Origin of the sequence: Ochrobactrum sp. S1502_03, assembly GCF_044435015.1 — a bacterium.
Lineage (GTDB): Bacteria > Pseudomonadota > Alphaproteobacteria > Rhizobiales > Rhizobiaceae > Brucella > Brucella chromiisoli.
Map to the genome: position 1 here is coordinate 1 of NZ_JAYEXN010000033.1, position 21,117 is coordinate 21,117.

Genomic DNA, 21,117 nt, shown 5'->3' on the forward strand with positions numbered 1-21,117 from the left:
ACCCGTCGCATCAGCGGCGGGTTTTGTCGTTTAAGGGCCCTGTGCAACCAAAACGCAAGCTCTAAACAGTCAAGATCTGCACGCGGTTCACCCGGTTTATCTCTTAGACGATGATAGACTGTGACATCGACTTTGACGACTCAAGACGCTTTAAACCCAATCTCAAACATTAGAGGATGTAAGAAAGCAGGCACGATACGGCCATCGCAACGACGATTAATTGCTATTCACGCCGTAAGTTCCATTGCGATCACAATCCACACAGTCGCCGACCCGACGTTAGAGCGAGAATTGGTAACGCGAGGCAGTTGTGTTTATTGTCCCAGTAGTGCACTCGCAAGATAACCGGCCATCCCAACGAATGAAGAATGAACTCTTTTATCCCCACCTTCGGTAGCTTGTGCATCCATCGTGGTTAAAATACTCTCTCCCCCTACATTGTCGCAAGCGCCATCATACCCTTCTTATTGCAACCTCTTATATAAACGCTGCGCTGTGCGCCGCTGACGAGTAGGTTTACGTTTCTCCGGTTCAAGCCAACTCAGCAATCGATCTTCAAAACAGCCAACTGGAAACTTTTGCATGCTGATTGACGTATTCACCGCAGTAATGGCCCTGCTTACAGTCTGGCTTAACGGTTCATAGACGAGTTCTGGGCCTATCATGAAACGCTGCTTGCGCAGCCATGAAGATCGGGGCTTTGGGGCGGCTTTAATCGTGGTATATGCGCTCTTCAAGGGGCGTCGATGCAATGAGAGATTTCATCCCTGCCAGCATGGCCTTTTCTGCCTTATTGAGATTGGCTTCTGGGTTGTAGATCAAGAAAACATCAATGGCAGGTGGGTTGTCGTAAGGCGGCAGACGCCAAAGGAGGCCGTCATCGATTTCGCGTCGCGCCACATGCACTGGAAGCGGGCCGATGCCAAACCCGGTGATGATCATTCGGCGAACTTCTTCAAGGCTCGATGAAGTGCCGATTACATCTGGAGAGAGGCGCGCATCGCTACGCAGCAAGGCCACAGGGCGCAGCGCGTCTGCAATATGATCGGTTTGGAACGAAACTGATGGCTCTCCCTTCAGATCGGCAAGCGTCAGCCCGGACTGGCCGAACATCCGGTGCTGAGGGCCGCAGAAAAATCCGAAGAACTCACGATAAACCATGGTGTATTCGAGGGCTGGATCGCGATTGCTCACCAGGCCGAGGCCAAAAGAAGCGCGCTTTTCCCGCACCAGCCGGGCGACTTCTGTGCTGGCGGACACGTTGATCGTTAGTGTCGCGTTGGGATGCTGTTCGTGAAACAGCGCAAGCGCCTGATCGAAAATCGGCGATACGATGTGGCTGGCGACCGATATGGTGACATGGCCGGTCACATTGTCACCGACACCGCGCACCAATTGCGGCAGCTGCGAAATTGCGCCGAACACCTCAATGCTCTGTTCGTAAAGCAATTTGCCGACTTCCGTCAGTTCAAAATGTGTAGCGTCGCGTTCCACCAGTCGCTGACCGATACGGTCCTCCAACCGTCGTAGCGCATTGCTCACACTCGGTTGTTTGAGGTTGAGGCGTTCTGCGGCGCGGGTGATGCTTTTCACCTCGGCGATCACCACGAAACTCCGCAGAAGGTTCCAGTCCAGATCCCAGACAAGGCGTTCAGGGCGGTGCAGCGACATGGTATCATCCATTCATGAAATCTATGCAATCTATTTCCATTATCTATTTGCGAAATGCATCCATAAAAGCAATCATGAAAATTGAGAGGCACCAAAAAACTTCAAGAAAAGAAACAAAAGGAAGTCGGGAACAGCATGTTTAACAAAATCACGGGTTTCATTGCCGCTGCCGCAATTGCCGCCACTGCAGTCTTTGCGGTTGCGCCTGCACAGGCGGATGATCTGGAAAAAATCAAGGCGTCGGGCGAGTTGAAGATCGCCATGAGCGGCCAGTATCCGCCGTTCAACTTCGTCAATGAGAAGAACGAAGTTGTTGGTTTCGATGCTTCGATCGGCACGGCGATTGCCGAGCGCATGCAGCTCAAGCCGCAGCTTATCACCACGGCATGGGATGGTATCGTCGCCGGTCTTCGGGCTGGCAAGTTCGACACGGTTGTCGGCTCCATGACAATTACGCCGGAACGCGAGAAGGCCGTCGATTTCGTGGGGCCCTACTATCACGCGGGCCGCGCGGTTTTCGTGAAGGAAGACTCTGTCGTTCAAAAGCTTGATGATCTCAAGGGCAAGACGCTGGGCGTCACGCTTGGTGAAACCCACGAAAAATGGGCACGAGAACAAGGCGGATGGACCATTCGAACCTATAAAGGTTTGCCGGAACTCATGCTCGAACTGAATGCTGGTCGTGTTGACGCGATCGTCGTCGACAATATTCCGGTCATGGTGGCGATTAAGGAAACCGGTCAAAAGGTTCGCAGGCTCGATACGCCCGAAATCGAAGGTGGCAGCGTCGCCATCGGCATCGCCATCCGCAAGAATAATCCGGAGCTGAAGGCTGCAATGCAGAAAGCTCTCGATGAGATCATGGCTGACGGCACCTATGAGAAGATCGCGATGCAATGGGTCGGCAGCGATATTCGCTGATACGCCATTCCGGCCCGGTATATGTCCGGGCCGGTTGAAAGCCTATTGACCGGAGTTTTCCGATGGATTTTGCGTTGATGGAGCGCGTCCTCCCGTTTTTTCTGGAGGCGGCATGGGTGACTGTTCAAATTTCCGCTCTGGCCCTGGTGCTGGGCCTGGCCGTTGCAGCGGTCCTGGTTAACGGGCGTATGTCTCGTTCGGCCATCCTGCGATGGCTTGCGGCAGCTTATGTGAGCGTCTTTCGTGGCACGCCGTGCCTTGTACAGCTCTTTATTCTCTATTTTGGCGGTCCGCAGATCGGCATCAATCTGGAACCGTTCGCCGCTGGCGTTATCGGGCTGGGACTGAATATTGGCGCCTATATGTCGGAATCGATCCGAGGCGCAATTCAAAGTGTGGATCGCGGCCAGAGCGAAGCGGCCCGTTCTATCGGTTTCGGGCGCGGGCAGACCATGCGGTTTGTTGTACTGCCTCAGGCCGCCCGGCTCATGATCCGCCCCCTCGGCGTCAATACGATTGCGCTCTTGAAGGGCTCGGCGCTGGTCTCCACCATTTCGGTGGTTGAACTGACCTATACGGCGCAGCGTTTCATCGGTTCGACCTACAAACCGTTCGAGATATTCGGCATTGCCGCCGTTCTCTACATGATCATCATCTATATCGTGGCGCGCGGAGTCGATCTTCTCGACAAGCGCTTCGCGGCGCAGTGAGGGAGGACTGGATGCAAGCCCTCGATTTCAGCATCGTCACGCCCTATACGGATCTGCTTTTGACCGGACTGTGGTGGACGCTGGTTCTGACTGTTGCGTCTTCTTTCCTCAGCTTCGTGCTCGGTATCGTCTTTGCGCTGGTGGTGCTTTACGCACCTACGATTCTCGCATGGCCTGTGCGGTTCTTCATGTGGCTCTTCATGGGTACACCGCTTCTGCTGCAGCTGTTTCTGATCTATTTCGGGCTGGTTCAGATCGGCATTGATATTCCCGCGCTCGGCGCTGGCATCATTGGTCTCAGCCTGCATTTTGCGGTTTATAATGCCGACATCATCCGTGCAGGTATTGTAACGGTTGATCCGGGTCAGATGGAAGGTGCGCGTTCCATCGGTTTCAGTCGTGCTCAGGCCTTGCGCTACATTGTCATCCCGCAGGCGATCCGCAACACGATCCCGCCGATTGGCAACAACATGATCGTTCTTCTGAAGGATACGTCGCTGGTTTCAATCATCGGCATTGCGGAGCTGGTGCACAGTGCGCAGCTTGCTATCAGCGAGACCTTCAGTCCGTTCGAATTCTATATCACCATCGCCGCCATCTACTACGTGATCAATCTGGTTCTGGAAGCCAGCTTGCGGCGCATTGAAAGAAAAGTGGAGGTCACGCGATGAGCAGCCCCAAAATCGCAAAACCGATGGTCGAAGTGAAGGGTGCCCGTAAAGCCTATGGCGCGCTGGAAGTGCTGAAAGGGATCGACCTTTCGGTGGCGCGCGGCCAGATCGTGGCGATCATCGGTCCCAGCGGTTCCGGCAAGAGCACGCTTCTGCGCTCAATCAATCATCTGGAAACGCTCAATGGCGGCGAAGTCTGGCTTGACGGCATACAGGTCAACCAACCGCTCACCGGGCAGGCGTTCGAAAAACACATCAATGCCGTGCGCCAGCAGATGGGCATGGTGTTTCAGCACTTTAATCTATTTCCGCATCTGACAGTGCTGGAAAACATCACGCTCGGTCCCATCAAGCTCAAGGGCATGACGAAGGACGCCGCACGCACGCTGGCGCTGGAACTTTTGAAAAAGGTCGGGCTCGCTGACAAGATCGATGTCTATCCCTCGCGCCTGTCGGGCGGTCAGAAGCAGCGCGTGGCCATAGCGCGTGCGCTCGCCATGCAACCGAAAGTCATGTTGTTTGATGAGGCAACTTCAGCGCTCGATCCCGAACTGGTAGATGAGGTCAATGCCGTCATGAAGCAGCTTGCTGCCGAACACATGACGATGCTGATTGTCACGCACGAGATGCGTTTTGCGGGCGAGGTGGCCGACCGGATCCTGTTTATGGATGGCGGCGTGGTGGTGGAAGAGGGGCCGCCGGAGCAGATTCTGAGCCATCCGGTGCAGGAGCGCACACGCTCCTTCCTCAAGAAATATCTGGCGGCGTGAGGTTTCAAAATGAGCGAGAGAAGCGTCAGCGCATTTCCCGATTTCGGACTGACCCCGGCACAGCGTCGCGAAGCAGTCCTGGGTCATTATTACGAAAATCCCGGCATGGATGGGCCGCGCGGTGAAATCTGGTGCTACACAGACGCCTATTCCTATCTGTCGGGTGCGACTGTTCATCTACAGGTGAGCGCGACCGTGTCACGTTTCGACATCGAAATCGTGCGGGATGGGGCAGTTGAGACGCTGGTTTTTTCCAGGCGCGGGATTGATTGCAAGTGGCAGGAAACGCCAGCACAGTGCTCCGTCATCGGATGCGGCTGGGAGACGACATTTTCGTTCAAGACGGATGAGAACTGGCCATCGGGTGCCTATCGCATCACGCTGAAGGCGCAAGGCAGTGACGGCGAGCCGATCCATTGCCACCACCTGTTCATCTTGCGGCCTGCTGCGGGGCGCAAACCCGGCCGTATCCTGCAGGTTGCAGCGACAGGCACATGGACGGCCTATAATACCTGGGGCGGTTCCAATCACTATCAGGGCATTACCGGACCGAATGGCGATCAATATGCCACAACGGTGAGCATCGAGCGTCCGTTCTGCCGTGGCTTTGCGCTGCTGCCGCCCGATGCACCTCGCGTACCGCTGGAATTTGTGACGCCGCCTGCTGCTCCCCCGCGCTATCCGCATATGGAATGGGCCTTTGCGAATGGCTATTCCAAGAAATATGCGTCCTCCGGCTGGGCAAGCTATGACAGCCTGTTCTTCCGCTGGGCCGAGCAGCAAGGCTATGCGGTTGATCTCGCCAGTCAGCACGAATTGCATTTCTCGCCGGAAATCCTCGATGGTTATGATTGCGTGGTTTTTGTCGGCCACGACGAATACTGGACGTGGGAGATGCGCGATGCTGTCGATCATTATGTGGATGGTGGCGGTCGCGCAGCGCGTTTTGCAGGCAATTTCATGTGGCAGACACGGCTTGAAGACAATGGTAAGCGCCAGACATGCTACAAATATCGCGCCCACGCCGAAGACCCGATCTATCGCTCCGCAGATCCACGTCGCACAAGTGGTTGCTGGGAAGCGGCGGAAACCGGGCGGCCAGCAGCGGAGACATTCGGCCTCAATGCGCTGCGTGGCCTTTATGTTGGCTGGGGCGGTTGCGCCCCGCGTGGCGTGCGCGGCTTTCCTGTTTATCGCCCGGAACATTGGGCCTTTGCCGGAACCGGAATCTATTACGGCGATCTCTTAGGCGCTGACGGCCATGCTTTCGGCTACGAAGTCGATGGGCTCGATTATGTGATCCGGGGTGGCCTGCCTGAACCAGAGGAGGGCAGCGGCGCGCCCGATGGATTGCAGATTCTGGCGCTCGGTATGTCTTCTCTCAAGGAAGAGAGCGCGGATATTCCTGCCGACGACCAGTTCCTCTCCGATGCTGATGCCAAGTTCGTGGCCGACACGCTGATCGGCAACAATGAAGATGCAGCCGTCGACCGCATCAAACGCGGCTGCGGCATGATCGTCAATTTCCCACGCGGCAAGGGCGAGGTTTTCCACGCCGGCAGCTGTGAGTGGGTCGCGGCTCTCAAACGCGGCGACCCTATGGTCGAACGTGTGACCGCCAATGTTCTCAACCAATATCTCAAGCGCTGACAGAGTAACATCATGCTCAACACAAAAACACACAACGAACGCCCGGCATCGCATCTTTTCTATCAATCGCGCCTGCGCAGGCCGCTGGTGGATCGTGCCGAAGGCATCTACATCTGGGATCAGGACGGGCGTCGCGTCATCGACGGGTCGAGTGGCGCGATGGTGGTCAATATCGGCCACGGCAATCGCAATGTGCTCGATGCCATGAAAGAGCAGATGGATCGCGTTACCTTCGCTTATCGTCTGCATTTCGAAAACGAACCTGCGGAAGATCTCGCGCGCATGGCTGCCGAGCGTATGCCGGAGGGGCTGGACAAGATTTTCTTTGTGTCCGGCGGTTCGGAAGCGGTGGAATCCTGTATCAAGCTTGCCCGCCAATGGGCGGTTGCGACCGGGCAGGGCACACGCTGGAAAGTAATTTCGCGCTTTCCATCGTACCATGGCGGCACGCTTGGAGCACTGGCTGTCACCGGTTATGCGGCCTTGAGCGAGCCTTTTGCGCCCATCATGCGCGAAATGCCGAAAGTCCCGGCGCCGACTGCCTATCTCGACCGTGATAATCTCACGATGGAACAGCGCGGGCAGAAATATGCCGATATGCTGGAGGAGAAAATTCAGGAAGAAGGTCCCGAAAGCGTACTCGCCTTCATCATGGAGCCAATCGGTGGAGCTTCCACCGGCGCGCTGGTCGCACCCGACAGTTACTATCCACGCATTCGCGAAATCTGCGACCGTTATGGCATCTTGCTGATCCATGACGAGGTGATGAGCGGTGCGGGGCGTACCGGCAAGTTTCTGGGCGGTGACCACTGGAACTGCAAGCCCGATCTCATCGCGCTTTCAAAGGGTTTCGCCTCCGGCTATTGCCCGCTCGGCGCAATGGCGGCACCGGGCCGCATTGTGCAGCCGGTTCTGGATGCTGGCGGCTTTCTGCATGGCTTCACCTATGCTGGCAATCCGCTGGCTTGCGCGGCAGGCAAGGCGGTGCTGCAGGAGATTGAACGCCTCGATCTTGTCGGTAATGCCGCCCGCATGGGGGACGAGCTGAAGGGCGAATTGGAAGGACTGGCAAAACGGTTTCCTTTCATTGGCGATGTGCGCGGCAAGGGGTTGTTGCTGGCAGCCGAATTTGTGTCCGACCCCGAAACCATGAAGCCATTGCCGAAGGAACTGAATGCACATCAGCGCATGGTTGATCTCGCCTATGAACGCGGACTGATCATCTATTCGCGCCGCACGCGTGGCGGTGTCGAAGGGGATCACTTCCTCGTCTGTCCGCCCATGATTGTGAGCCAGGAACAGGTTGGCGAGATCACCGCTATCCTCGGCGACACGCTGGAAGTTCTGGCGCGTGAATTGAATCTGCCCGTCAACGCATAAGGAAACCGGAACATGACCGATAAGAAGAAAACACAGCGCAAGGTGATTATCACCTGCGCCGTGACGGGTTCCGTGCATACGCCGACCATGTCGCCGCATCTGCCGGTTACGCCGGAAGAAATCGCCAGCGAGGCGATCGCTGCGGCGGAAGCTGGCGCGTCCATTCTGCATCTGCACGCCCGCGATCCGCTTGACGGCAGGCCGTCCGCCAATCCAGACCTGTTCATGCAGTTCCTGCCGCGCATCAAACAATCGACGGCGGCGGTGGTGAATATTTCCACCGGAGGCTCATCGTTGATGACGCTGGATGACCGGCTGGCGGCGCCGCTTAAGGCGCAACCGGAAATGTGCTCGCTCAATATGGGCTCGATGAATTTCGCGCTGTTTCCAGCTCTCGACAAACCGCGCGAGTGGAAGCATGCGTGGGAACCGGAACTGTTGGAGGCGACCCGTCATTCAATCTTCAAGAACACTTTTGCCGATATGGAAGGTATTCTGACACGCCTCGGACAGGGCTGCGGCACGCGTTTCGAATTCGAATGTTATGATGTCGGTCATCTCTACTCACTGGCCCATTTCCGTGATCGTGGGCTGGTGACTGGTCATCTTTTCATCCAGTTTGTCTTCGGTATTCTGGGCGGGATTGGCGCAGACCCGGACAACCTCATGCATATGAAGCGTATTGCAGACAAGCTGTTCGGCGACGACTATTCCTTCTCGGTTCTGGCGGCAGGGCGACACCAGATTCCGATGATCACAATGGCCGCCGCCATGGGCGGCAATGTGCGTGTCGGTCTGGAAGACAGCCTCTATGACGGACGTGGAAAGCTGGCCAAAAACAATGCCGATCAGGTGCGGCGTATCCGTAGCATTCTTGATGGCTTGTCGCTGGAAATTGCCACGCCCGATGAGGCACGCGACTATCTGGGCCTGAAAGGTGGAGACAGGGTGGCGTTCTGATGCCAAAGATTGTGTTGGATCGAAAAAAAGACGTTGTGATCCGGCTTGCCGAGCCCGGCGATGCCGAACAGATTCACAAGGCGATCCGTGCGCTGGGGTTAGAGCTTGGCGCTGCTGACAAAGTCTCCAGCACGGTAGAAGATTTTCACCGCCACGGCTTTGGTCCTCATGCTGCGTTTACCTGCCTGATCGCTGAGGTGGATAAGGTATTTGCAGGGCTGGCACTGTTCTTCCCAATCTTCTCGACATGGCTTGGGAAGCCGGGTGTCTTTGTGCAGGACCTCTACGTTGATGAAGCGTTCCGCGGTCGGGCTATTGGTGCGTTTCTGCTGCGCCACGTTGCTTCCTGGTCGACAGTACGCGGCGGTGTCTATTTGCGGCTGGCTGTGGATCGGGACAATGTGGCTGCGCAGCGTTTTTATCAACGGTTGGGTATTGGCTGGATCGAAGCCGACCTCGATCACGGCGCTTATGGCGAGGATTTTTCCCGTCTGGCGGATATCAATGTAACTAGGGAGCAGTCATGAAAGCCTTTTACGCTGTTGAGCAAAAGCGTCACGACCCGAAAGCTTTTCTTTCAAGCGGTGCGCCGCAGCCGAACCCCGAACAGCCCGAACGCGTCGAGCGCCTGCTTGCTGGAGCAAAGGCCGCAGGGTGTGAGATTATCCGTCCGAAAAGCCATGGCATCGGCCCAATTGCTGCTGTGCATACGCCGGAATATCTGGAGTTTCTTCAGCATATCTATGCGCGTTGGCGGCGCATTGACGAGGCTTCGCAAGAGGTCATCCCGAACATTCATCCGTTAGCACGTGATGGCCGCTATCCTGCCTCCGCCGTCGGGCAGGTTGGTTATCACATGGCGGATACGGCTTGTCCGATAGCTGAACACACATGGGAAAGCGTCCGCTGGAGTGCCTGGAGCGCGGTTGACGCCGCCGACGCGGTGCTGTCAGGCGAGATTGCGGCCTATGCGCTGTGTCGTCCGCCGGGGCATCACGCTTTTACCGATGTTGCTGGCGGCTTTTGCTTCATCAACAATTCGGCGGTTGCCGCGCAGCGTCTACGCTCGAAGGCCGAGCGCGTTGCAATCCTTGATGTCGATCTTCATCATGGCAACGGGACGCAAGGCATTTTCTATGCGCGCCCCGATGTTTTGACCGTCTCCATTCACGCTGATCCGGTGCGTTTCTATCCGTTCTTCTGGGGGCATGCCGATGAACGCGGTGAAGGTGCGGGACTTGGCTATAACCTCAATTTGCCGCTGCCGCGCAAATCCGGCGATGCCGAGTTTTTGGCGTCACTCGATACCGCTTTCCGTCGCATCGAAGCTTTTGCGCCGGATGCGCTGGTTGTAGCGCTTGGTCTTGACCCGTTCGAGGGTGATCCGTTCGGCGGGTTGTCGGTCACCACGGGTGGCTTTGGACGCATTGCCGAAGCAATCGCAAAGCTTCGCCTGCCAACTGTCATCGTGCAGGAAGGCGGTTATCTTTGTGATGCGCTGAGTGATAATCTCACCGCTTTTCTGGGCGGTTATCAGTCGGTGGCGCGATGAGCGGTCTTGTGACTTTTGTAGGCGTCGCGCATCCGTGGATGTGCGACGTCGTGGGGCATATGAATGTCCGGCATTACGCCGGGATGTTCGACGATGCGAGCTTTCAGCTTTTGGGCCATATTGCCGGAAAAATCCCGGATGAGAGTTTCGGTTGGGCGGACGTGCGCTCGACAATGGAATACAAAAAGGAAGTGCCAGCCGGGGATTTACTGACGATCCGGTCTCAGGTGTTGAAAGTTGGGCGTTCATCGATCACTTTTCGTCAGATAATGACGGGTTCGCTCGACGGAGAACTGCGCGCCATTAATGAGGCAACGTCTGTCTGTTTCGACAAGATTGCCCGACACTCAATCGCACTTGAGCAGGCAATGCGGATGCGCGCTGAGAAGTTTTCCTTGGAACAACGTTAGATCAGATAGGCGCATTGCCTGAAATTGAGCGACGGCAATCAACTCCATCGAATTTCGCGGAAGCTCGATAGCCACTGATTGGCGGTTTCGCGCTTCCTGGCCGGACTTCCAACAAGAATCTCCCTTATTTGATAACGTTCCACTGCTGTTATGCTTTGAGTGCCTGAAATGTTTAAATGGCTTATTGAGGAATTAATTATGCAGCATCAATTGAACCGCGCTGCAAAGTTTTCCGCTATGGCCTGCACAGCAGCATGGATCGGGCCCGCTGTGAGGCCGGGTAGTACCGATCCATCAACAACATAAAGGTTTTCCACTCCGCGCAGGCGCAGATCAGGATCTACAACCGAGGCGTCATCTTTGCCCATACGACATGTGCCGGAGGGGTGGTGATGTGTGATCACAGCCTTGGCGATAAAAGCATCAGTGTTTTCGGCTGTTCCCAGAGGAGTGGGTAAAATTTCGTGGCTACGCCATTCAGCCAGTTCTGTGTGACGTCCGATTTCACGAGCTGCGTTTAATGCTATACGAAAGAGCTTCCGGTCGTTTTCTGTTTGCAGATATCGGGGATCAATTATCAGAGGACTGTCCGGGCTATCTCCGGTTATGCGTATTTCCCCGCGACTTGTGGGATGTGTAACTCCGAAAAGGAGCGAATAAGCGCTTCCCGGTGCGGGCGCAGTAAAGCTTTCTGAAACGATCGGAGCCACACCACATCCGACAACAATTTCCGGCTGACCATCAGCCGAAAAATCTCCTGCGCGCATATAAGCCATGCTTTCCGAGTGTTGCAGGCGTGATGGAGGTAGTGTCTTACTCGTTGAATAAAGATTTCCTGCGCCAAGTAGGTGGTCCATAAGATTAAGCCCTAGTTCCGGTGCCTTGATGCGGCACGTCACACCGGCTTCATGCAGTACTTCTTCGCGCCCGATGCCAGAGCGCATCAGAAGTGCCGGACTTTCAAGCGAACCGGCTGACAAAATGATTTGAGTTGCTGTTATTGTTTCCAAGCCATCTGGTCCGGAAAGTTCAAGTGCCGCAACCTTTGATTTTTCCAGCTTGAGATAATGTGTCAGCGTGCCAGTTTTGATTGTGAGGTTTGACCGTGCGCAGGCTTCAGGTGTGAGCCATGCTTCTGCAACTGTTATACGGCGGCCATCACGGATCATGAGAGAATTGGGTGTGACCCCAATCATTTGGCCAGTATTATGACCTGGAATGCGCGGCAGGCCGAGTGCATTGCCTGCTGACATGAATGCGCGTGTGAGGGGGCTTACTTCTTCATCAGGAATCCAAACGGGCATTGGACCACCTTTGCCGTGGATACCATCACCGCCGTAGACATGATCTTCATTCGCCATGAAAGATGGCAGAAGACCTTCCCAGCTCCAGCGCGGATCGCCTGTCGCTTCTGCCCAAACTTCAAAATCTGCTGGATGCCCGCGCATATAGCCCATGGCGTGAAGCAGGCTTGAGCCGCCGAGGCCTTTCCCACGCGCCCATGCGAAGCTTCTGCCTGCGGCATATTTCTGCGGTGTTGTCTTGTAGTCCCAATCATAGTTGCGATGCTGGATCGCTGGCCACATACAGGGCCTTAAAATATCCGGGTCTGACGGTGTTCCACCTGCTTCCACCAACAGAACATTGCGTGCTGGATCTTCGCTTAAACGCGCTGCAATCAGGGCGCCAGCAGAGCCTGCGCCGATAATTGCCACATCATATTGTGCCATGGTCTTACTTCTGATCTTCAGGGATAACAGCGCCTTCCAGCGTCATCACTTCACCATCGAGCGAAACGGAGCAATTGCGCAGCGGAATGTCGAGATGGCACGGCGTATCCCGATCTCCCCCTGCTTCCGTGTTTGGTCCCGATGACCAGAGGAAGTTGCCGGCAAAAGAGCGTGCGTCCATACCAAGCTGTGCTTCGGGGTTATAAAGACCCAGTACAGTCCAGTTCGCGCGGTTCTCAAGTCCCCAGCCGACATGAGCCATGGCGTAAGCACGCGGATCATCGAAGCTTTCCATGAATTTGCGCATGAATTCAGCATCATAGCCCCCCTTTATGTCAACAATGAAGCCTTTTTCAATGGTGACAGTGATCGGAGCACGCGCATATTTTTTGAATGGTAGCAGAATGTCGCCTTCGTCGATAACGATTGTGCCTTCGGCACTGCCTTCATCCGGCCAACGTGCGGAGAAGCAGCTGGGCCAATGATCCCAACGGCCCGGCTCGTCGGCAAGGCCATATTGTGTCAGCACCGGATATTGACCAAGACGGCAACGGAAATCCGTGCCAGCGTTTGATGTGACATGCATTTCTTTGGCCGCACCAATTTTCTTGGCGGCAGCAAGAACGCGCAGCTTGTCTTCCGGGCGGGGAATCTGACGCATCATGATTGCAGGCGGTTCGACTGCGAGCAACATGCGCGTGCCGGTCTTCAGCACTTGCTCCTGTTCCTTAGAGAACAACAGTTGCAAAGTGTCGATGACAAGATCAGAGGCCTTGAGACAGGCAAGGGCTGCGATGTTGCCATCCAACGGGGTCTTGCCGATATAACCGGATTTATCGGGCGATATAGCTTTTTCGCTGTTCACGGGCGCAAGGTTCAGTTCGGTGACGACAGCGCCAAGATCAGAAGCGGCGAGCTTGGCAATATAGGCAATCTGTTTGTTACTATCGTCGCTGGTCAGGATTGTAACTTGCTCGCCAGCTTTCAGGTTGCACATTTCGAGCACCTGTCTCCAGCCCTTCAAGAACTGTGCGTCACTGATAGACATGCTAGATACCTCCGTTGGGCATTTGCCCGTTTGTTTGATTGCTGCATCCACAAGTGCTTTGGTTTGGGAAAACCTTACATCTTGTTTTTTATTGTGGTTGCAGCTGGTTCCCTTAGTTGAATGGTTTACAGCGCTGTCTGATTGGCCAGCGTAAAGAAGTTGCGATTGTAGTGAAGCAGCGGCGAAGTCTCTGGGCCAAAACGAATGGCTTTCACCTTTCCGATGAAAATTGAATGACTTTCTGTCTCAGATACAGATGAAATTTCGCAATCAAGATTGACCATGGCCAAATCAAGTGCAGGTGCACCTGTTGCTAGACGGGTCCAGCTATAAGGTGCGAATTTGTCTTCGCCTATTTCGCCGATCTGGCCGGCAAAGCGCATGGCAATTTCCCGCTGCGCATCGGCAAGGATATTGACGCAGAAATTGCCAGCCATTGTGATCGCCTTGTGTGCTTCGCCAAAGCGATTGACGCAGACGAGCATGGAGGGTGGTGTGATCGACATTGAACAAACAGCTGTGGCCGTGAGCCCACGCCGGGTTTCGCCCTCTCCTGCGGTAATGATGTTAACGGTCGCTGCAAGTTGCCGCATTGCCGTGCGAAAATCATCAGTTAACGGATCAGTCTGGGGATGGCTCATAATGTGCCTCCTTTTGCAGCGATAGTGTTTTCCAGGAAAAGTGCTGCCGAGGCGAGACGGTGATCTGCGCCGCGTGCGCCGACGAGCTGAACGCCGATTGGCATGTCTTTTGGTCCTTTGGATGCCGGAAGACAGATGAGCGGCACCTGCAAAACGCTCCAGAGGCGATTGAATATAGGATTGCCGGTTGGCATGCCTTCAGGGGCTTCGCCGGGAGCGGCCAGTGTAAGCACAGCATCAAAGCGAGATAGAATAGCGTCCATCATATTGCGGATGCCCGGAATTTCGTTCATTGCTGAGCGGTAGCGTGCTTCATCGATGCGCCCCTGATCCTCGAGCATTGTACGTGTAACGGGTGTCAACTCGTTCCAGTTGTGGCTGATTTCGGAAGCAAGGGACTGTGTGACTTCCCAGCCCATAACGGCTTCATGCAGATCGAAAATACCGTCAAACCAGCTGGGTGCCGGAATGATTGTCAACTGAGCGCCTGCTGCTTCAGCCATGCGCGCGAGCCGGTTAACCGTCTCAATTGCGCAGTCTTCAGCTTTGTCGAGGCGTGTTCCGAGCAGTACGCCGATACGGGGGCGAGTTGGTGGCGTGAGGTCGGCGAGTTCAGATCGCCCGCTCAGTGCGGCTGCACAATGCGATGCATCGCCAATATTACGTGCAATGATGCCCAGCGTATCAAGCCCGTGGCACAAGACCTTTATGCCAACGGTATTGATCGCGCCGAAGGTTGGTTTGAATGCAGTCACGCCGCAAAAACTTGCCGGGCGGATAACTGAGCCTGATGTTTGCGTGCCGAATGCCAGTGGTATCATGCCTGCTGCGACGGCGGCGCACGAACCGGAAGACGAGCCGCCGGGCGTGTGTGCCGGGTTATGCGGGTTGCGCGTTTTGTTTGGGCTTGCCATGGCAAGCTCGGTGCTGACTGTCTTGCCCAGGATCAGGCCACCGGAATTCTTCGCAATTTGTACCGCAGGCGCATCCCATGGCGGTTGAAAACCCTTATAGATTGGTGTGCCATAGCCGGTGGGCATGTCGATCGTGTCGATCACATCTTTTACGCCAATCGGAACGCCGGCGAGAACTCCAGTAATGTTATTGCTGTCAATATGGTCAGCGTTAGCGCGTGCCTGTTCGGCATTGAGATATTCCCAGGCCTGTATCGGGCCATCCTTCTCGGCGATTGCTTCGAGACAGGCGTCTGTGACCGCGCGGGCGGAAAGTACCCTGGCATTAACGGCAGCAGCGATCTCGCGTGCGTTGAGGGCAAGGATTTCTGAATTTTTCATAGTGCTTTCCTTAGCCAAAAATCGCTGGACGGCGGTTAGTCCACGGAGCTGCACGCTCCAACTCTGCTGCCAGTGAAAAGAGCAATGCGTCTTTTCCAAAACCCGCTCCGATATGCGAGCCAATCGGCAGGCCTGATGGACTCATGCCGAGTGGAACAGACATTGCGGGACAACCGGACGCGTTGAACACAGCAGTAAAGGGAGAGTGGGACCAGAACTGATCGTAAAACGCATCAATGTTTTGGCCTTTACCTGCAAGCTTACCCAGAAGGGGAGCTGGTTCGGCCGCGGCAGGGGTTAGCATGATGTCGTACTGATTGAAGAATTTCGCCAGTGTGCGTGAAGAGGTATGAAGCTGATTAATCGCCCAAAGATAGCGCGTAGCGGGTATGGCCAGTGCTTCACGCACCCACTCCTGATTGACTGGCTCTAGCTTGGCTATGTTGGCTGATGTGGCATCGCCACCTGTCACGCCGAGCGCGACATTGGTGCCAACAACGATCCGCCACGCGGTTTTAAGAGTCTCCGCATCATAGCGCGCATCTGCCACTTCTTCTACGTTATGGCCAAGGTCTTGCAGCAATTTTGCTGTTTCGCGAACGCTTTCGATCATTTCCGGTGCAATTGGACTGCCGTCAGGCGCATTGATAATCATTGCTACTTTTAGGCGCGGTGGCGTCATGTCCAGCGCTGAGAGATAGCTGCCGGACGTTTGGGGCGACGCCCATGGATCGCCCAGATCACCGCCGCCAGAAATATCCAGCATCGCCGCATTGTCGCGCACGGACCATGTGACGGCATGGGGCGTGGACATGCCACCGATGGCTTCTGCGGCAACCGGGCCAATGGGATTAACAAGCCGTGATGGTTTGAACCCGAATAAGCCGCAATGACTTGCGGGAAGTCGTGTCGATCCTGCACCGTCGGAACTGTTGGCAAGCGGCACCATGCCACTTGCAACGGCCGCGGTGGAACCACCAGATGATCCGCCAGCCGTACGGTTTAAATCCCATGGATTTCGGGTTGGACCGAAAGCCTCTGGCTCGCTCGTGAAACTCAGCGCGAATTCGGGCGTGTTGGATTTACCCAGAATGACCATTCCGGCAGCTTTGTAACGAGCCGTAATTGTAGAATCGCGCTTGCTAACCACATTACGCAGCAACTCCGAACCGCTCGACAGGAGCATGCCTTCGGCCTCGAAGCCCGTGTTTTTGAGAAGCATCGGTACGCCAGAAAGCGGGCTTTTTGCCAGTCCGTTTTTGATTTGTTGTCGGGCAAGGTCAAAATGCGCATGAACAACGGCATTCAGTTTCTGATTAAGGCGTTCTATTCGTTCGATGCTCGCTTCAAGTACTTCGGTTGCGCTGATGTCACCTTTTGAAATCAGTTCGCCGATTGCGATGCCGTCTTTTGTTACCAGCTCGTTCATCGTCTCAACTCGTCTGCGCTTTAAAGAGGTCCAGATCCCACATATCTTTTGTGCCTCTCAGCAATCCGTCGCTGACTTCAAAAATATGCAGACCATCAAGGGCGATCTTACGCGGTGTGGTGTCTTCTCCGCGTGGCGTGAAGGTTCCGGTCATGTGGTAAGGAACAGCAATCTGATTGCCTGAACGAATGTAACCGCGGCGTTCCCATGCAACATCTGGCAGCATACGCCAAAAACCGGTCAATCCTTCTGAAAGTGCTGTGTGTCCTTCGCGACGCTTTCCCATCGCAACTTCTTCATGCCAGCCATCCGCATGATAAAGGGATGCAGCACCTTCCGCATCGCGTGACGCATAGGCTTCATAAAACTGATCGACAAGCGTGGCGTGATCCATCGCAATCTCCAATATTCCCGAAAGAAAAAGCCCCGCCCGATTTTCACGGACGGGGCATGTGGGGCCTATTCGATGCCAGCGATTTTCTTCACCTGAGCAACATAACCATCGCGTTTGACTTCGTTATAGAGCCTTGCGCGAAGAGCAGGTGCAGGCGTTGCATTGACATTTTCAAACAGCGCAACGCGGCCGGCAAGAGAACCGGATGTCATATCCCAGATGAAGTTCATCAACTGCTCCTTGACCATGGCTGAAACACCGTGTCCGGGCAGTAGCTCATGCAGGAAGTGACCAACTTCCGGGTTGTCAAACGCTTTTTTGCCAAAGCGCATCACCAGTCCCTGACCACACATTTCCTGAAGGATATGGATGATCTTCGGGTAATTTTCGATTGAATAAAGACGACCGGCGGTCAGCATGCCAACGTCCGGACGCATGACATCGCCTTCTGTCGGTACTGCCAGTGCTTCTGCAGCGGTCACAAATGCACGAAGTGTCTGTGCATATTCAACGAGCTGCCCGAGCATCATTTGGACGGCAGGGATTTTGCCGGTTCCAAGATAATCGAGAACCATCTGACCAGCGCCGACAAAAAGCTCTGCCTTCACCGCAAGACGGGTCAGGACATGCCAGTGAGCGAACACACAGACAGGTCCGTAATAGCTCATTGCCGTTGGATCACCGAGATTGAACAGGCGTTCTTTTGGCACGAAGACATTATCGAACACGATGAACTGATCGGCTTCTTCGCCAAGGCTTGCAACCGGATGGTCGAACTTGTTGGACAATGGCTGCGAGACCATTTCACGCGAGATCATTTTAATCCCGGGCGTGTCGATTGGAACCGAACCCCATATGCAGGCATCTGCTGGCGTTTCCTGAATGCCGCCTAGATTGGTGAAGAAAATATCGTTTGCCTGTGCGGCAATCGAACCTACAGTTTTTGCACCATAGATATAAACACCATCTTTGGTAACTTTGCGGGCTTTGAGCAGCGAAGCTTCCGAAGCCTTTGGTGACGAGCGATCAGCTTGTGGCCCTGCAAGGCTTTCCGAGGCGGTCAGATTGTTGTTCTGACCATATTCCATGTAGCGTTCGATATTTTCTGCAAAGTCCGGGTCGATGCCTTCAATAAGCGATTTCTTTTTCTTGAAGGTCGGCAGATAGGCATAAAGGCCAACAACAATCGATGGTGCAAGATCCGGTGGGCGCCCAAAGGTACCTGCGGTCTTGAGCGACGTGTATTCGATCATTCGGCGACGCGCAGCGAGATCTTCTTTGGTGCGTGGAATCTGCCATGAACGGCTTAGGACTGCGCCTGCCTTCTCATCATAATAGGTGGTGGCGTCGGCATGTTCTTCAGTAAACTGATCGTCGAACATCGATGCGAGAAGGTCGATACCTTTCGCGAGTGCGGGTTCGTCATAAACGGAATTCAGTTTCTGACCGCCAACCCAGATCTGGCGATTGTCTTTGAGCGATTCTTTGTATTCTTCGCCGGTCTTCAACCGATGTGGCTGAGTTGCGATTTTTGCTGCTGTTCCCTGTGTCACATGGGCCTCCTATTACAATTGGAATCGCGGGTGTTCCCCGTTTTTATTGAGCGTTTCCGGTATTTCGATTAGGCGCCTGCCGCCTTTTCCTCGCGCATCTGACGGATGACTTCCGTTGCAACGCGCATAGAATCGAGGGCGGCTGGTACGCCACAATAGATTGCAGCCTGAAGAATAACTTCGACGATTTCTTCTTCCGTAACGCCGTTATTCAGAGCGCCTCGAACATGAATCTTTACTTCATGCGGACGGTTCAATGCGGTCAGCATTGCGAGGTTGAGAAAGCTGCGGGTTTTGCGCTCCAGCCCCGGACGGGTCCAGATTTCACCCCAGCACCATTCAGTGACCAGCTTCTGCAATGGCGCAGTCAGATCGTCCGCACTGGCAAGCGAAGGCGCTACGTAGCCGTCACCAAGCACTTCACGTCTGACCTTCAGCCCTTTCTGGAATTGTTCACCGCTAAATTCGGGACGAGTCATGCATCTCTCCGTTAAGGTGGACAGTACGGCTGCTTCGTTCTTGTCGTCTTCCGTCAGATTGATTTTGCCGTCCTGATTTCCTCAAGGTTAGACATGCCGGGCTTGACCTGTCAATAGATTGTATGACAAGATTACGGTCATACTGAAAACAAAGTTCGGCAGTTTTTGGCAGACATCAACGTAAAGCGGGCAAATGATGGCGGCTCCAGCAGCAGAATTTAACGGCAAACCTGTGCCTTTTGAGCTTTACGCACTTCGTTACGCCACACATGGCGGGCGGATGGCACACGATAATTTTCTTCATGCCGACCCGCATGAGTCGGGCGAAAATCTGGATTATTTCATCTGGTTGGCGCGTCGGGGCGACGAAGTCTATGTCATTGATACGGGGTTTGGTCAGCAAGCAGCCGATGCGCGGGGGCGCACGCTTTTGCGTCGTCCCGTTGATGCACTTGCGCTGATGGATGTTGATGCTCAACAGGTCTGCGAGGTGATACTCACGCATCTCCATTACGACCATGCCGGAACGCTCGGCGATTTTCCGTCAGCGCACTTCCATCTTCAGGTCAATGAGGCAGGGCATGCGACAGGCCCATGTATGTGCGATCCAAAAGCACGTGCGCCGTTCGATGTTGAAAACATCGTCGACTATATCCGCACTCTTTATGCTGGCAGAATTGAGTTTCATCGTGGGGATAAGGAACTCGCATCGGGCATATGGCTGCATTCTGTGCCGGGCCATAGTGCAGGTTTGCAGGCAGTTCGCGTTTATACCAAACGCGGCTGGGTTGTTCTGGCGTCTGATGCGACGCATTTTTATGCCAATATGGAGCGTGAGAATCCGTTTCCTGTGCTATTTGACGAGGCAGCACTCATTCGTGGCTATGCCCGGCTGATTGAGCTGGCGCCAACCCTTGATCATATTGTGCCCGGGCATGATCCAGCGGTAATGCGTGCTTATTGCGCGCCCTCAGATGCGCTTGAAGGCGTTGTGGTTCGATTGGATGAAGAGCCAGTTCTCAAGTGGCAGGAGCTGGCAAAATGAGCTCGGATACAGGATGCGGTGTGCTGATCACAGGTTCGGCGCTTGGGTTGGGACTTGAGCTTGCTCGTGTATTTGCAAAGGCAAAAAACCGCGTTTTTCTTACGGATATTCGGCCGGAAGTGGTTGATGTTGCGCAGGCTTTATCCAACGAGACGGGCCAGCCAGTCGGCGCTGTAGCGCTAAATTTATCGCAAGAGGGTACTGCCGATGAGCTTGTGGTGCATGCTAAAGAACATTTAGGCAGCATCGATATTCTCATCAACAATGCTGTTATCCGTAAAATTTCACCGGTTCAATCGCTTGCGGATGCTGATTGGGATCGGGCGCTGGAAGTCAATCTTTCCGCTCCATTTCGGTTGATCCGGGCTTGTCTTCCGGACATGCAAAAGCGCGGCTGGGGCAGGATCATCAACATGGCCTCGGTTTACAGTCTGATCGCGCTTGCGGAGCGTGCTGATTATGTCACCACCAAACATGCAATGATTGGGCTTACGCGGACTGTGGCGCTTGAACTGGCTTCAACTGCAATCACCTGCAACGCTATTTGCCCAGGACTGATGGCGACAGATTCTGCCCGTGCGCGGATCAGTGCACTGGCCGTTGAAAAGGGCTTAAGCGAAGAAGAGGCAACAGACCTCTTTCTTTCAACCCGCCAGCCGGGTGGAAAGTTTATTCCAATGAACACGGTGACCGCACTTGCATTGTTTCTTTGTGGCTCTGCCAGCGAAGGCATCAATGGTGCGGCAATACCGGTAGATAATGGCTGGTCTTTTGCGTGACAGCGGGACCACGATAACAGGAGAGTGGA

Annotated in this window: 21 protein-coding genes; 12 read left to right on the forward strand and 9 right to left on the reverse strand. The window is 54.7% G+C overall.

Translation table 11 applies throughout. The annotated features are described in order from the left end of the window. Positions 1-711: 711 nt before the first annotated feature. Entirely contained in the window at positions 712-1,671 is a 960-nt protein-coding gene (locus VBH83_RS15980) for a LysR family transcriptional regulator (protein WP_265986690.1), read from the reverse strand. A gap of 135 nt (positions 1,672-1,806) precedes the next feature. Between VBH83_RS15980 and VBH83_RS15985 the strand changes: the two genes are divergently transcribed. The 10 genes from VBH83_RS15985 to VBH83_RS16030 all read left to right on the forward strand — a co-directional run bounded on the left by VBH83_RS15985 (position 1,807) and on the right by VBH83_RS16030 (position 10,695). Further along, on the forward strand, positions 1,807-2,592 hold the full coding sequence (locus VBH83_RS15985) for an ABC transporter substrate-binding protein (protein WP_265986689.1): 786 nt from the start codon (positions 1,807-1,809) through the stop codon (positions 2,590-2,592). Between the two features lie 62 nt (positions 2,593-2,654). Further along, on the forward strand, positions 2,655-3,302 hold the full coding sequence (locus VBH83_RS15990; RefSeq protein ID WP_265986688.1) for an amino acid ABC transporter permease: 648 nt from the start codon (positions 2,655-2,657) through the stop codon (positions 3,300-3,302). Positions 3,303-3,313: 11 nt separating this feature from the next. Further along, entirely contained in the window at positions 3,314-3,973 is a 660-nt protein-coding gene (locus tag VBH83_RS15995; protein ID WP_265986687.1) for an amino acid ABC transporter permease, read from the forward strand. A 23-nt stretch (positions 3,974-3,996) separates the two neighbouring features. Further along, positions 3,997-4,743: an amino acid ABC transporter ATP-binding protein gene (locus VBH83_RS16000; protein WP_265986698.1), complete on the forward strand. Its 747-nt coding sequence runs from the start codon at positions 3,997-3,999 to the stop codon at positions 4,741-4,743. Positions 4,744-4,752: 9 nt separating this feature from the next. Next, a complete protein-coding gene (locus tag VBH83_RS16005) occupies positions 4,753-6,393 on the forward strand; it encodes a N,N-dimethylformamidase beta subunit family domain-containing protein (protein WP_265986686.1) in 1,641 nt (546 codons plus the stop codon). A 12-nt stretch (positions 6,394-6,405) separates the two neighbouring features. Further along, positions 6,406-7,773 (forward strand): aspartate aminotransferase family protein, encoded by a 1,368-nt coding sequence (locus tag VBH83_RS16010; protein ID WP_265986685.1) that lies wholly within the window; start codon positions 6,406-6,408, stop codon positions 7,771-7,773. Positions 7,774-7,785: 12 nt separating this feature from the next. Then, entirely contained in the window at positions 7,786-8,733 is a 948-nt protein-coding gene (locus tag VBH83_RS16015; protein WP_265986683.1) for a 3-keto-5-aminohexanoate cleavage protein, read from the forward strand. Beyond that, complete coding sequence (locus tag VBH83_RS16020) at positions 8,733-9,260, forward strand: GNAT family N-acetyltransferase (RefSeq protein ID WP_265986681.1); 528 nt, start codon at positions 8,733-8,735, stop codon at positions 9,258-9,260. The genes VBH83_RS16015 and VBH83_RS16020 overlap by 1 nt, the downstream gene beginning before the upstream one ends. After that, on the forward strand, positions 9,257-10,285 hold the full coding sequence (locus tag VBH83_RS16025; protein ID WP_396998588.1) for a histone deacetylase family protein: 1,029 nt from the start codon (positions 9,257-9,259) through the stop codon (positions 10,283-10,285). Before VBH83_RS16020 ends, VBH83_RS16025 begins: the two co-directional genes overlap by 4 nt. Next, positions 10,282-10,695, forward strand: coding sequence for a thioesterase family protein (locus VBH83_RS16030; RefSeq protein WP_265986679.1), 414 nt, complete (start codon positions 10,282-10,284; stop codon positions 10,693-10,695). Before VBH83_RS16025 ends, VBH83_RS16030 begins: the two co-directional genes overlap by 4 nt. 206 nt (positions 10,696-10,901) lie before the next feature. Here the strand turns inward: VBH83_RS16030 and VBH83_RS16035 are convergent, their stop codons facing one another. From VBH83_RS16035 to VBH83_RS16070, 8 genes are all read right to left on the reverse strand, one after another. Then, complete coding sequence (locus tag VBH83_RS16035; RefSeq protein WP_265986678.1) at positions 10,902-12,425, reverse strand: GMC family oxidoreductase; 1,524 nt, start codon at positions 12,423-12,425, stop codon at positions 10,902-10,904. A 4-nt stretch (positions 12,426-12,429) separates the two neighbouring features. Next, positions 12,430-13,473 carry a 2,5-dihydroxypyridine 5,6-dioxygenase gene (locus VBH83_RS16040; protein ID WP_265986677.1) on the reverse strand — a complete coding sequence of 348 codons (1,044 nt, stop codon included), beginning with the start codon at positions 13,471-13,473 and terminating at the stop codon, positions 12,430-12,432. Positions 13,474-13,598: 125 nt separating this feature from the next. Beyond that, positions 13,599-14,114, reverse strand: coding sequence for a flavin reductase family protein (locus VBH83_RS16045; protein WP_265986676.1), 516 nt, complete (start codon positions 14,112-14,114; stop codon positions 13,599-13,601). Further along, positions 14,111-15,409, reverse strand: a complete 1,299-nt coding sequence (locus VBH83_RS16050; protein ID WP_265986674.1) for an amidase — start codon at positions 15,407-15,409, stop codon at positions 14,111-14,113. The genes VBH83_RS16045 and VBH83_RS16050 overlap by 4 nt, the downstream gene beginning before the upstream one ends. Positions 15,410-15,419: 10 nt before the next feature. After that, positions 15,420-16,838 (reverse strand): amidase, encoded by a 1,419-nt coding sequence (locus tag VBH83_RS16055; protein WP_265986672.1) that lies wholly within the window; start codon positions 16,836-16,838, stop codon positions 15,420-15,422. A 4-nt stretch (positions 16,839-16,842) separates the two neighbouring features. Then, positions 16,843-17,232, reverse strand: a complete 390-nt coding sequence (locus VBH83_RS16060; RefSeq protein ID WP_265986670.1) for a nuclear transport factor 2 family protein — start codon at positions 17,230-17,232, stop codon at positions 16,843-16,845. A 65-nt stretch (positions 17,233-17,297) separates the two neighbouring features. After that, entirely contained in the window at positions 17,298-18,785 is a 1,488-nt protein-coding gene (locus VBH83_RS16065) for a 4-hydroxyphenylacetate 3-hydroxylase N-terminal domain-containing protein (RefSeq protein ID WP_265986669.1), read from the reverse strand. A gap of 68 nt (positions 18,786-18,853) precedes the next feature. Continuing rightward, positions 18,854-19,264, reverse strand: a complete 411-nt coding sequence (locus tag VBH83_RS16070; RefSeq protein WP_095448583.1) for a carboxymuconolactone decarboxylase family protein — start codon at positions 19,262-19,264, stop codon at positions 18,854-18,856. A 193-nt stretch (positions 19,265-19,457) separates the two neighbouring features. On the opposite strand from VBH83_RS16070, the gene VBH83_RS16075 reads away from it, so the two are divergent. Both VBH83_RS16075 and VBH83_RS16080 read left to right on the forward strand, forming a co-directional pair. Then, the gene (locus VBH83_RS16075) at positions 19,458-20,309 is read left to right on the forward strand and encodes an N-acyl homoserine lactonase family protein (protein ID WP_265986664.1); all 852 of its coding nucleotides are present in this window, start codon (positions 19,458-19,460) and stop codon (positions 20,307-20,309) included. Further along, positions 20,306-21,088 (forward strand): SDR family NAD(P)-dependent oxidoreductase, encoded by a 783-nt coding sequence (locus VBH83_RS16080; RefSeq protein ID WP_265986662.1) that lies wholly within the window; start codon positions 20,306-20,308, stop codon positions 21,086-21,088. Before VBH83_RS16075 ends, VBH83_RS16080 begins: the two co-directional genes overlap by 4 nt. The last annotated feature ends 29 nt before the right edge of the window (positions 21,089-21,117 follow it).